Source organism: Reichenbachiella sp. MALMAid0571, from assembly GCF_040151475.1.
Classification (GTDB): Bacteria; Bacteroidota; Bacteroidia; order Cytophagales; family Cyclobacteriaceae; genus CAXBNB01.
Window position 1 is genome coordinate 30,420 of sequence record NZ_JBDKWG010000093.1, and the last position, 13,456, is coordinate 43,875.

General features: G+C 39.3%; 11 protein-coding genes. 8 read left to right on the plus strand and 3 right to left on the minus strand.

Features of this window, described 5'->3' with window-relative positions; translation table 11 throughout:
- Positions 1-18 precede the first annotated feature (18 nt).
- Positions 19-1,683 carry a sodium:solute symporter family protein gene (locus AAOP42_RS03285; RefSeq protein WP_349527032.1) on the plus strand — a complete coding sequence of 555 codons (1,665 nt, stop codon included), beginning with the start codon at positions 19-21 and terminating at the stop codon, positions 1,681-1,683.
- A 17-nt stretch (positions 1,684-1,700) separates the two neighbouring features.
- Entirely contained in the window at positions 1,701-2,033 is a 333-nt protein-coding gene (locus AAOP42_RS03290; protein WP_349527033.1) for a Rieske (2Fe-2S) protein, read from the plus strand.
- A 54-nt stretch (positions 2,034-2,087) separates the two neighbouring features.
- On the opposite strand, the gene AAOP42_RS03295 is transcribed toward AAOP42_RS03290, so the two are convergent.
- From AAOP42_RS03295 to AAOP42_RS03305, 3 genes are read right to left on the minus strand one after another with little or no spacing between them, the layout of a single operon-like run.
- Positions 2,088-3,278, minus strand: a complete 1,191-nt coding sequence (locus AAOP42_RS03295; RefSeq protein ID WP_349527034.1) for a sodium ion-translocating decarboxylase subunit beta — start codon at positions 3,276-3,278, stop codon at positions 2,088-2,090.
- A 57-nt stretch (positions 3,279-3,335) separates the two neighbouring features.
- Positions 3,336-5,186 carry a biotin/lipoyl-containing protein gene (locus tag AAOP42_RS03300; protein ID WP_349527035.1) on the minus strand — a complete coding sequence of 617 codons (1,851 nt, stop codon included), beginning with the start codon at positions 5,184-5,186 and terminating at the stop codon, positions 3,336-3,338.
- Positions 5,187-5,244: 58 nt separating this feature from the next.
- Positions 5,245-5,505, minus strand: a complete 261-nt coding sequence (locus AAOP42_RS03305) for an OadG family protein (RefSeq protein ID WP_349527036.1) — start codon at positions 5,503-5,505, stop codon at positions 5,245-5,247.
- A gap of 167 nt (positions 5,506-5,672) precedes the next feature.
- On the opposite strand from AAOP42_RS03305, the gene AAOP42_RS03310 reads away from it, so the two are divergent.
- The 6 genes from AAOP42_RS03310 to AAOP42_RS03335 all read left to right on the plus strand — a co-directional run bounded on the left by AAOP42_RS03310 (position 5,673) and on the right by AAOP42_RS03335 (position 13,261).
- Positions 5,673-6,047, plus strand: a complete 375-nt coding sequence (locus tag AAOP42_RS03310) for a co-chaperone GroES (RefSeq protein WP_349527037.1) — start codon at positions 5,673-5,675, stop codon at positions 6,045-6,047.
- A gap of 49 nt (positions 6,048-6,096) precedes the next feature.
- A complete protein-coding gene (locus AAOP42_RS03315) occupies positions 6,097-7,467 on the plus strand; it encodes a dipeptidase (RefSeq protein WP_349527038.1) in 1,371 nt (456 codons plus the stop codon).
- Between the two features lie 49 nt (positions 7,468-7,516).
- Positions 7,517-8,680, plus strand: coding sequence for a THUMP domain-containing class I SAM-dependent RNA methyltransferase (locus tag AAOP42_RS03320; protein ID WP_349527039.1), 1,164 nt, complete (start codon positions 7,517-7,519; stop codon positions 8,678-8,680).
- Positions 8,681-8,765: 85 nt separating this feature from the next.
- Positions 8,766-11,501, plus strand: coding sequence for a hypothetical protein (locus AAOP42_RS03325; RefSeq protein ID WP_349527040.1), 2,736 nt, complete (start codon positions 8,766-8,768; stop codon positions 11,499-11,501).
- 102 nt (positions 11,502-11,603) lie between these two features.
- The gene (locus AAOP42_RS03330) at positions 11,604-12,401 is read left to right on the plus strand and encodes a DUF6503 family protein (RefSeq protein WP_349527041.1); all 798 of its coding nucleotides are present in this window, start codon (positions 11,604-11,606) and stop codon (positions 12,399-12,401) included.
- Between the two features lie 56 nt (positions 12,402-12,457).
- Complete coding sequence (locus AAOP42_RS03335) at positions 12,458-13,261, plus strand: hypothetical protein (protein ID WP_349527042.1); 804 nt, start codon at positions 12,458-12,460, stop codon at positions 13,259-13,261.
- Positions 13,262-13,456: the final 195 nt, after the last annotated feature.

Below are 13,456 nucleotides of genomic sequence, written 5' to 3' on the forward strand. Positions count from 1 at the left end.
ATCAACTAATACAAATCAATGGATATTCAAATTTGGACGTATATTATAGTTGGGCTTACGTTCGCCCTATATATTGGAATTGCAATCATATCAAGAGCCGGATCCACAAATGAATTTTATGTAGCAGGCGGAGGAGTCTCTCCTTTGGCGAATGGAATGGCCACTGCTGCAGATTGGATGTCAGCAGCTTCGTTTATTTCTATGGCAGGTCTTATCTCCTTTATGGGATACGATGGAGCTGTTTACCTCATGGGCTGGACCGGTGGTTATGTACTGCTGGCATTATTGTTGGCTCCCTATCTTAGAAAATTCGGAAAATTTACCGTTCCTGATTTCATCGGAGACAGATATTACTCAGAAACCGCCAGGTTTGTAGCAGTTATCTGTGCCATATTCGTGTCGTTCACCTATGTGGCAGGTCAAATGCGAGGCGTTGGGGTGGTCTTTTCCAGATTTCTGGAAGTAGATGTCAATGTAGGCGTACTCATAGGAATGGTGATCGTATTCTTCTACGCTGTGTTAGGAGGAATGAAAGGCATCACCTACACTCAGGTGGCGCAATATTGCGTTTTGATTTTCGCCTTTATGGTGCCGGCTATTTTTATTTCAATATTAATGACAGGAAATCCTATTCCTCAATTGGGATTTGGAGGAACATTGTCTGATGGTACTTACCTGTTGGACAAACTGGATGGATTGCATGAAGAATTGGGTTTTGCATCTTACACCATTGCCAAAAAGAGTGTCACAGACATATTCTTCATCACAGCCGCTTTGATGGTAGGAACAGCAGGCCTGCCGCACGTTATAGTAAGGTTTTTCACCGTACCAAGTGTAAAGGATGCCAGGATATCCGGTGGGTATGCGCTGATACTCATTGCCATTTTATACACCACGGCTCCTGCCATTTCCGCATTTGCACGAACCAACCTGATCGGTACCGTTTCCAATAAAAACTACGCTGATATGCCGGAATGGTTTGGAAAATGGGAACAAACCGGATTGATCAAATTTGACGATAAAAATGGTGACGGAAAAATCCAATACGTAGGAGATCCGGTAAAGAACGAATTAGATATTGACAGAGACATCATCGTATTGGCCAACCCTGAAATTGCCAAGTTACCCAATTGGGTCATTGCGTTGGTGGCAGCAGGTGGATTAGCAGCTGCGCTTTCTACAGCAGCAGGATTATTGCTGGTGATATCGACTTCTGTGGCACATGATTTTGTAAAAAAACAACTGAGACCAGACATCACGGACAAGCAGGAATTGTTAATCGCAAGGATTTCTGCCGGAGGTGCCGTAGTGGTTGCCGGATATTTTGGAATTAATCCTCCCGGGTTTGTCGCCCAGGTGGTCGCATTTGCTTTTGGCTTAGCTGCTGCGTCATTTTTTCCTGCTATTGTTCAGGGTATTTTCACCAAAAGAGCCAACAAAGAAGGTGCAATATCAGGAATGATCGTGGGATTATTGTTCACTGCCTTTTACATCATCTATTTCAAATTTGTATCTCCTGAACTGAATACCAGAGAAAACTGGTGGTTTGGTATTTCACCAGAAGGAATAGGTACTTTGGGTATGCTAATCAATTTTGCAGTATCTTATGTAGTCTCGATGTTCACGCCAAAACCACCAGAAGAAATCGCAGTTATGGTAGATGGCATCAGGCATCCAAACTAATACTTTAGAGTTTAAGCATGGATAATTCTAAGCACCTGATATTTGAGAGCAGGCCGGAAGCGGAAAAAATAATTCCGCTCAATTCTATTCGAAAAATAAAAATAGATGACAGGGTGTATGGATTGGCAAATACAACCGATGGGTTCAAAGCATTTGAAAAATCATGTCCTCATGCGGGAGCAGATTTATCAAATGGTAAGATCAATTATTTGGGAGAAATAGTCTGTCCACTCCATGCTTATACTTTTAGGTTTTTGGACGGTGAGGAAGAAAGGCGCAGGTGTCCTCCAATTAAGACGTATCCCACTGTTTGGGAAAATGATAAATTGTATGTTTTTATAAGTAATTGAGACTTTTCAAATGCGTTTGCCCTGAAAGCAACACCTACTATTTTCCACAGGTTATTAACCCAAAAACGAAATTAATACTCCGGCCGCTACAGCAGAACCTATCACTCCTGAGATATTACTAGCCATGGCGTATTGCAGCAAATGATTGGAAGAATCATGCTTCAATGCAATATCATTGGCTACTCTGGAAGCCATCGGCACGGCACTCAGACCCGTTGCACCGATCAATGGGTTGATTTTTTTCTTAGCAAACAGGTTGTATAATTTTACAGCAAAGATTCCTCCTGCAATGGAGATCGCAAATGCAATAAACCCTCCGACAACTATCATAATCGTCTGTGTATTTAGAAATGCAGTTGCTGTCATTGTTGCGCCCACAGCAAGGCCAAGAAAAATGGTAGCTGCATTCATAATAGTACTTGAAGCCGCTTGATACAACCTGCTAGTAGATGCTCCTATTTCTTTCACCAAATTGCCAAACAGAAGCATGCCAACCAGTGGAACCGAAGAAGGAACCAGAATGGAAACTATTGTTCCCAAAGCTATTGGAAATAAGATTTTAACTGCCTGAAGGTTTTTTATCTCTTTGTTTGGAGGAAAAAGTTTGTCCTGTTTTTTCATGTTAATAGAAAGCTCACTTTTTGTCATCGTGAGTTTCACAATAAGAGGAATAATCACTGGTACAAGAGCCATATAAGAATAGGCAGCAATTGCTATCGGTCCTAAGAGATGAGGAGCCAGTTTGATGGTAGTGTAAATGGCCGTAGGGCCGTCTGCCCCACCGATGATACCCAATGCTGCAGCTTCTTTTAAAGTAAATCCCATAAGAACGGCAGAAATCAAGACGGAGAAAATGCCAATCTGTGCGGCGGCACCAAAGAATGCCAGTCTCAAATTTCGAAGCATCGGGCCAAAATCGGTAAGAGCTCCCACCCCCATAAAAATAATAGGCGGAAGAAATCCTGTTTTGATCAAAGCATAGTAAACGAAATTCATAATGCCATAATGCTTTGCTATTTCGAGAAGATTTTCTCCCTCTTTAATTTCTACAACACCCATGGCACCTCCAGGGAAATTTGCCAACAGAACTCCAAATGCAATCGGTACCAGCAATAGAGGTTCGTATTGTTTTTTGATGCCAAGGTATAATAGGAAAAATGAAATAAACAACATCAAAATAGTTTCAGGAGAATCAATCAGATTCCCAATAGCTGTCATTTCATATATCTTTCGGAGTAATTCCATTGAATCTCGAATATTAAATTGTAAATGTGGTGAAAGTAATCATTGATAAAAGTCCTGCTAATTTAAGCGGACAAGCACATCGTCATCGTAAATATCATCACCATCTTTAAAGCAAATTTCCACGATTGTTCCGGTAGTATCGGCTTTTACAGCATTGATTACTTTCATGGCCTCAATGTAGCAGACAATATCTCCTTCTTCTACCCTGTCACCGATCTGAATGCCTTTTTCGGAAGCATCTTTGGTGAAAAAAGTCTTACCTTCCAATGGAGCCAGAATCTCTACTGTTTCTCCTGAAGACTGAGCGTTACTACTACCGGAGGTGGTATTGGACTGGCCATTTTCTTTGAGGCCAATTGTCACTTTGAATTTTTCTCCATTAACATCCACAGTCAGTATTTGAGGCTCCTGACTTAGCGCAACACCAGTATCGGCAGAAGGTTCATTTGCGACTTTTCTTTGTTCCAAATCTGCTAAGAATGCTTCTTTTGCCTTCCCTGATTTGTAATCAATATATTGCTGTGGGTGAAGTGCATATTCCAGCAATTCCTCATCATCCTCTCCTGTATCCCAGCCTTTCTCTTCCATCTCTTTTCTGAATTCTTCCAAGGCATCAGGGTATAATGCAGCAGGATCTCCCTCAAAAAACTCTCTCCCCTGCTCTTTTGCAAGTGTTAATAATTCTTCGCCAACTTTGCCGGGCAAACGCCCACTTTTTCCCAGAAGCATATCCCAGGTATTGTCGTCTAGCAGAGACCACCGCTCTTTGCCCTTCAGCATTTGCATCACATTGACAAGTGCTGCATTTTTTACGTATTGGCTAAATGGAGTCACCAATGGAGGGTTACCCATTATTGGCCAAACATGTTTTACTTCGTCAAAAAGCTTGATCAATAAATCATCTTGTGAGATTTCTGGTTGCCCTTTTTTCTCTAGGTATTTATTGATACTCTTAAGGTTGTTTTCCAAATCAGACATCAAGCTGCCCATCATACCACCTGGAAGACCAGGGCTGATTAGAAGGGAATTCATATGCCGGTTTTTGGGGTTGATATAGTAGCCCAGAAAGTCATCAATAAACTCCTGCGTCAATGTACGGGCTTCCATGTAGGCATTCATATTGATGTCAGGAACTGAGAATCCCGCATCTTTTAATACTTCATGGACAGTCAGAAGGTCGGCATGTGCCGTACCCCATGACAAAGGTTCCATGGCTACATCTATAATGTCTGCGCCTGCACGGGCTGCTTCCAGTGATGAAGTAACAGAAAATCCCGGACCTGAATGGCCGTGGTATTGCACCAGAATGTCCGGTTTAATCTCTTTGATCCCTTTTACTATATTTCCTATCGAAACAGGTCTGCCTATTCCAGCCATATCTTTTATGCATATTTCCTCTGCACCCATATTGATGAGTTCTTCGGCCATTTTCACATAATACTCCACGGTATGTATTTCAGATTTTGTAATACATAGACAAGTCTGAGAAATCATGCCCCCTGCTTTAGCATATTCTATTGATTTTGCCAGATTTCGGGTGTCATTTAGCCCGTCGAAGGATCTTGCAATGTCAGTTCCCTGAAGTTTTTTGACTTTGAACATTAGTTTCCTTACATCGTCTGGTACGGGGTACATCCGTAATCCATTCAGGCCTCTTTCCAACATTTGGGTTTGAATGCCGGCATCATTGAAAGCCTGTGTCCAGGCTCGGTTGGATATGTTTGGGTTTTCACCATAAAGGAGGTTGATTTGCTCAAATCCACCACCATTGGTTTCTACTCTGGTGAAGCATCCCATATCCACAATTGGCTGAGCTATTCTAGTCAGCTGATCGACTCGTGGCATATATTTTCCCGAGGATTGCCACATATCTCTGTAAACAAGGCATAATCCAATCTCTCTTCCCATTATTTTTTATAATTTATGTATAGTTTAGATAGACTCTAGTCTGTTAAGTCAAATGGTTTTATTTAGCTTTTTCTATTTTTAATACTTCTCCTTTTCCTCTGGTTATTTCTTCAATAGCTGAATTAATAGCAGCTATTTTAGCAGGAGAAATGTTGTTGGAATTGCTTCGTTGGAGAACGGGTTGACCTGTAACCGGAACATATCTATTGACCATTTTTATCAATAGATTGCCTACTATTACTACAAAGGCCAATACCAGAAAAACCGTTATCATTCCTACTCCCAAAAGGGAGAGTGCCATGTTAAAATCATCAGACATTATTTATTCAGTTGAAGTTTTAAGTTGTGAAATTAGCCCAAAATACTAACAAAAATGAAATACCCCAATCAACATCAGTGCTTTTTATTATAAATAAAAAGATTTGGTTAGTAGAAAATTATCTATATCGCTGAATCAAATTAAGTTTGCAGCTTAATTGGTTAAATATGGAAATTACTGCGGATAAGAAATTAAAAAAACTTATTGTTGTTGGCGACAGGGTACTGATTAAGCCGAGAAAGGAATCTGAGAAAACTTCAAGTGGGCTTTACCTTCCTCCAGGTGTGAAGGAAAAAGAAAAAGTGCAATACGGATATATAGTTAAAACCGGGCCGGGATATCCAATTCCTACTCCTGCTGAAGACGATGAAGACTGGAAACCCGAAGAAAACAAAATAAAGTACATTCCACTACAGGCTAAGGAAGGAGATTTGGCTATTTTCTTACAAAATGGTGCTTTTGAAATTTCTTTTCAAAATGAAAAATATTTTGTAGTACCACAAGCTTCAATTTTGATGCTGGAAAGAGAAGAAGATCTGTAATTAATCTTCTTTCCTTAATTATTCGAAACAACATAAAACTCATACCATTATGATAAAATCATTGGAGTACATCGAAAACAACAAGCAAAGGTTTCTGGATGAATTGTTTGATTTATTAAGGATCCCGTCGGTTAGTGCTGACTCTAAGTTTAAAAATGATGTAAGAAAAGCCGCCGAGTTTATAAAACAAAAATTTGATGAGTCCGGTGTGGACAGTTCAGAAATATGTGAAACAGCTGGTCACCCTATTGTTTATGCAGAAAAAATAATAGACCCCTCTCTTCCAACTATACTGGTTTATGGGCATTACGATGTGCAACCTGCTGATCCCTATGATCTTTGGGATTCTCCTCCGTTTGAACCTGTAATCAAAGATGACAGAATTTTTGCACGGGGTGCTTGCGATGACAAAGGGCAATTTTATATGCATATCAAATCCTTTGAGTCAATGGCAGCCACAGGAGAACTAGCCTGCAATGTCAAGTTTATGATAGAAGGAGAGGAAGAGGTTGGTTCAGACAATTTGGGGCTTTTTGTGCAAAAAAATAAAGAAAAACTGAAAGCTGACGTGATCCTTATTTCTGACACTAGTATCCTCAGTAATGAGCACCCTTCTGTAACGGTTGGCTTAAGGGGACTTTCTTATTTGGAAATAGAAGTAACCGGGCCAAACAGAGATTTGCATTCCGGAGTTTATGGAGGTGCAGTGGGCAATCCATTAAATACACTTTGCGATATGATTTCATCATTGATTGATGAAAACGGACGTGTGACTATTCCCGGATTCTATGATAAAGTAGAAGAACTGAGTGATGAAGAAAGAGCAGAAATGGCAAAAGCTCCATTTGATTTAGATGAATATAAGAAGGATTTGGGGATAGAAGCGATAAAAGGCGAGGCGGGGTATTCGACCATTGAGAGGACGGGGATTCGTCCTACACTGGATGTGAATGGGATCTGGGGAGGATACACCGGAGAAGGTGCAAAAACAGTATTGCCATCAAAAGGGTACGCCAAGATTTCTGCACGACTAGTGCCCAATCAGGACAGCAAGGAGATTACGAAATTAATCATAGACCACATGCAAAAAATAGCACCAAAGCATGTGAAAGTCAAAGTGACTCCTCATCATGGAGGAGAAGCAGCGGTGATCCCAACGGATTCACAAGGGTATATTGCTGCGGTAAAGGCTTTTGAAGAAGCATGGGGCAAAACTCCAATCCCTACACGGGATGGAGGAAGTATTCCTATTGTAGCTTTGTTTCAGAAGGAGCTTGGCTTGAATTCCGTACTGCTCGGTTTCGGATTGGATGAAGATGCCATTCATTCTCCTAACGAAAGTTATGGTACTTTCAACTTTTATAAGGGTATTGAAACCATCACCTGGTTTCACAAATTTTTTGCTGAGAAAGAGAATTAATAGTTGCATCAAACTCACCTTTTTAGCAAACCATAAAAATCGAAACTAAATGCGTCGTTCCAAACTTGTAATAAATTGTCAGCCAGGCATATCTCCTGTGCTCAAAAATGAAATCGAATCGCTGGGTTATCGGGTGCTGTCAGTTGACAATACAGGGGTTTCGATGGAAGGAGGCTGGGAAGAAGTGATGGATTTGAATTTCAACCTTAGAACTGCGTCAAGGGTATTGTGGACAATTCGTTCGTTTGAGGCCAAAAATCCCAATGAACTTTATGCAGAAGCGAAAAAAACTCCCTGGAACAAGCTGATCCCAAAGGATGGATTTATTTCTATCCATTCTTTTGTCAAAAACGATTATATCCGGGACACCAGTTTTGCCAACCTCAAACTAAAGGATGCCATAGTAGATCAAATGACAGAAACTACTGGTGATCGTCCTAATTCAGGAAAAGAAAAGGACAAAACAGTAATTTTTATGTTTTGGTATGAAAGTAAATGCACTATTTATTTTGATACATCTGGTGAGACTATTGCCAAGCACGGATATAGGAAAATGCCTTTTAAAGCTCCAATGATGGAATCTTTGGCAGCAGCATGTGTCCGGTCGTCTGTATGGAAACCGGGAAAAGATCATTTCATCAACCCTATGTGTGGTAGTGGCACTTTAGCCATAGAAGCGGCACTATTAGCCACAAACAGGCCTCCGGGGTTGTTGCGGGATAACTATGGTTTTATGCACATAGATGGTTATGACCCGGAAGTCTGGAAAGCACAAAAGTCTAAGCTTAGGATTAACAGCAAGATAGATGGAAAAATTATAGCTTCGGATTTGAGTGGATTGGCAGTAAATGCCGCCATAGAAAATGCTAAAAATGCTGATGTTTCCGATTTGATCGAATTTGAAAAAGCACCATTTGAAAAAACGAATATTCCGGAAGGATCCGGAATCGTTATGATCAACCCTGAGTATGGTGACAGATTAGGAGAAATAGAGGAGCTGGAAAAGATATACGAACAATTGGGAGATTTTTTCAAGCAAAAATGTCAGGGAAAAATGGGATATATATTTACAGGAAATTCAAATCTGGCTAAAAGAATAGGGCTTAGGACTAAATCAAAGACTCAGTTTTTTAACGCCAGAATAGAGTGTCGATTACTGGAGTACGAGCTATACGGAGGAAGCAGAAAAGCTGAAGGCAATCATAAAACTTAACATTGCTCGTTACGGAATTTATATTTACCATCAATAATTGGGAATATTACGACTTGGGTTATAATTTGCACAAAACCTGCTAAAAGTGAAAAAATTCCTTATCATCATTATTTTACTGGTATTCTTCGGGGGTGGGTTGTATATATACAATAGCTATTTCCGGCAATCAGTCCTTTCGGTGTGGTCTTTTGTGCCATCTGATGCAGTACTTGTGTATGAGTCCGGCAATCCTCTGGCACAATGGAACGAAAGTAAAGACAAGAAAATATGGAAAAACCTAAGCGGTTTGCCCATTTTTAGCAAGATTGACAAGCGCCTAAGTGTTCTAGATTCTATTTCAGGAAAAAATGGCTCATTGCAAGCTTTTTTTGAGAAAAATGAGGTGTTGATTTCATTTCATGTGACCTCCAGTGAGGTAATGGACATGCTTTTCACTTTAGAAGTGAACAACCTTAGCCAACATGAATTGTTGTCAAAAGCAATAGACTACTATTCGAAAACTGAAAATCTTACCCGAAGAACCAGGCAATATTTGGGATATACCATAACGGAACTAAATTCTGATAAAGGCAGTTTTGCTTATGTGTTTCACAAAAAATATTTTGTTGGCAGCTTCACTCCTTTTTTAGTAGAAGACGCCATCAGGGTTGTTGAAGACAGGGAAATATTGTCTTTTCAAGAGCAACATGCAGATATTTTTGGTATTACCAAATTGCAACAGGATCAAGGCAACATCTTCGTGAATACTGCACGATTAAGTCAAATCACAGGCGTTTTTACCGACCCTTTAAAAGCAGACCTGTCGTCTTTATCCTCCCTCACGGATGTCTCTTTTCTGGATTTGGCTATCAACGATGACAATATTCTGATGACAGGCTTTTCGTTAAACAACCCTATAAAAAGCAATTATCTGGATGTTTTCAATGAAGTGGCAAGTAGCGAATTTGAGATGCCGGAAGTTACTCCTGACAATACAGCAGCCCTGATCCATTTTTCGTTTGACAATACCGAAAAATGGCATTTGGCATTAAAAAATTACTGGAGAAAAACCAATCCCTCTAACCTGACTCAGATGGAGGAATTGGAAAATAAATATAACCTTGAGGTTTCGGATTTGTACAACTTTTTAGATAAGGAACTGGGTTTGATTATTTTGGAATCACTTAACCCCAATGATCCTGATATGATTACCTGCCTCAAAATTTCGGATCAGGAAGCTGCAAATACTTTTTTTGGAACACTCGCATCAGCCACTCACAATGAAGAAAACCCTTACAATGAATCCTGGTCAGATATTCCTTTAAATCAAATAGAAATTGATGAATTGCCGGCACGATTGTTTGGTTCAGTTTTTTCAGGTTTTCCTATTACCTTTTATTGTCAGATAAATGGGTTTCTTTTTTTAGGAAATAGTGAGCAGGTATTGAAGCAGCTTATCGACCAGATAAACTCAGAGGAAATGTGGAGAAAATCCATCAAAGTGAATAATTTCCTGGATATCGCCAACAAAGAAGCAAACGTGAGTCTTTTTGTACATACGCCGGGTGCCTGGAATTTACTCTCAAATCAACTCAATGAAAAATGGAATGGTTTTTTTAGTGAGTATTCTTTGACATTGAAACAAATAGAATATGGAGCCTTTCAGTTCAGCAACATTGATGGTAAGTACTACACTAATATCTCTTTACAGCATCCTGGTAGAATCATAGAAAAAGTAGAGGCATCAGATTTTGTGACAATAGATGAGCAGGAATTCGCTCATAAACTGACTACAAAGCCACTTATAGTTAAAAACCATAACGACGGAGAACTAGAAGTGCTTGTGGCAGATTCATTGCACAATGTTTTTCTGGTTTCTTCCGACATAGACACACTGTGGAGCAAGAATTTGAAAGAAGAGATCGTAAGCCCTGTTTATCAGGTGGATTATTATAAAAACAGGAAACTCCAATACCTTTTTGCAACAAGTAAGTCGATTTATATTCTGGATAGAAATGGAGAGACACTTCCCGGTTATCCTTTTGAACTGCCGGACAAGAAAAACATAGAATTTCTGAGTTTGATAGACTATGACAACTCTAGGAATTATAGAATAATGGCAGCTACCAGTGATGGGAGTTATTATATGTTTGACAAAGGAGGAGTGAATCTGGAAGGATGGAAACCAAAATCTCTTGAAGGAAAGCCGGTTATTTACCCTTTTCACATGAGAATCAGATCCAGGGATTACATAGTGTTTATGCATCGCAATGGGTTGGTTTATATCTTAAACAGAAGAGGAGAACCTGTTTCGGGTTTTCCGGTAGATTTGAAAGGGATAGTTGAAAACGAGTTTTATATCCAAAAGGGAGGAAACATATCAAGCACCACCTTTACCACTGTTACTAATGATGGCGAAGTGGTAGAGTTCAACCTCGAAGGAAAATTTCTGAAAAGAGAACAGTTGTATAAAGCTACCCCAAGTGATCAATTTTTGTTGGTCAACTCATCGCCCAACAATAAATCTTACATAGTGTTGCGCTCCGATGACGAAAAAGTAACGGTCATTGATGCCAAAGGAAAGGAGTTGTTTAATCATAATTTCAGAACACCGTCATTGAGTGCGAAATATTACAACTTCAGTCCTGACAATGAAGTCATTGTGATCACAGATATAGAAAAGAAATACACTTATCTGTACAATAAAGAAGGAAGGATACTGCATTCATTGCCTTTGGAAACAGGAAAAGAGATAGGCATGCTTTATTTTGAATCTTTGGGTATTTACAAGCTGTACACAACAAACAACAGCAAGCTGTCAGTATTGTCATTGACAAGGTAATATCTGTTAAATGCTTTCCTGCACATACTGTAAATTCCGCACTCATAAATATTTATTTTGAAATAAAAGCGATATTTTTAATCATCCAACCAATTAATTTTTATGAAAAACTCCACCCTCATTGTTGCACTGGTCTTGATATTCAGTTCATGTGCAAAAAAAAACAGCGACCAGACGGATCAGTTAAATGAAGAAACTGAAGTATATGAAAATAATCCTGCGGAGGGATTTGATATTGAGGGATCAGACCCGCGGGCGATTGTTTTGGCTGATAAAGCAATGGAAGCTATGGGTGGAAGGAAAGCCTGGGATGAAACGAGGTACATTTCCTGGAACTTTTTTAATGCCAGAACACTCATATGGGACAAATGGAAAGGAGATGTCAGGGTTGACTTTTTAAAAGAAGACCTTAAAATAATCGTGAATATTCATGACCTATCGGGAAAAGTACTTAAGGACGGGCAGGAAATAACGAGCCCCGATTCATTAAAACAGTATTTGACCAAAGGTAAAAATGTATGGATCAATGATTCCTATTGGTTGGTGATGCCTTTCAAACTTAAAGATTCAGGGGTGACGCTATCTTATCTTAAAGAGGACACAACTCTTACAGGCAAACAGGCTCATGTTTTGGAACTGATATTTAAAGATGTAGGGGTGACACCTGAAAACTATTATGAGGTTTGGATAGACCCGGATACCAATTTGGTATGTCAATGGGCATTCTACAGAACACATGCTGAACAGGAAGCTAACTTTGTACTACCATGGGAAGATTACAAACAATACGGAAAGATTTTACTTTCAGGAAACAGGGGAAAAAGGGAATTAACAGATATAAAAGTATTAGAATCTATACCTGAAAATACTTTTACTACGTTTGATTCTGTTGTATTGTAAAATAAATAGGAACGATATTTGGATAAGACTAAAAGAAAAAAAACAGAAACAGAAATATGAAGAAGATAATCTTAATTTTATTGGTTGGGTTTGTTGGGATGAATATGCCTGCCATGGCTGTTGATGGGGTTAAAATCATATCAAAAACCAAGGACATTTCCAGCGGATCGGTTTCCAATACCACCATCTACATGACGGAAAATAGTATGGCTGTTGAAAATAATGGAGGCAGGGACAACAGTTCATTTATTTTCAATTCGGAAAAAGAGGAGTTTACATATGTTGATCACTCTAAAAAAGAATATTATCATTTCGATAAAGCGGCGATGCAACAACTGAAGCAGCAAATTCAGATGATGATGATGATGATGAAACAATTTGCGGCAAGTATGTCTGAAGAGCAGAAAAAAAAGATGGGTAAATTTATGAACAAGGACGCATCACCCATGGAATTCAATGCCGTTGGTTCATCTACTAAAGTAGGAAAATGGAATGCCCAAAAGTACGAGGGAATTTCCGAAGGTGAAAAAGCTACTGAGATGTATATTGCTTCTTTTAAAACGATAGGTATCCCGCAAGATAAATTTCAGGTAATGGATAAAATGATGGATTATTTTAAAACCAACCTGAGTGAGATAGCTACATTTTTACCTACTGGAGGTTCATTTTCCCAGATGGGATTTGATGATTCCAGTCCGGTATTTAAAGAAGGTATTCCCGTGAAAACGGTTTCGTACAAAAGTGAAACAGCAGACAATGAAAATACTGTGGAAAGCATCAATCAGGAGAGTTTTTCTGATGCGCTTTTCAAAGCTCCATCGGGATATTCTAAAAAACAGATTAACATGCAGATGAAATAATCTCAGAAGATTCAGTACATAAAAAAACACAACTCATTTGGGTTGTGTTTTTTTGGGTGCATATCAAATTGTCGTTTATGCCACATTTTTAAATTCTGTATTAACCATCTTGATTACTTTGTCCCATTGTCCATTCATATGTGCCACCCTTAAATTTAGCATGTGCTGCGCACCTTGTTTAGTCCACCTTTGTCC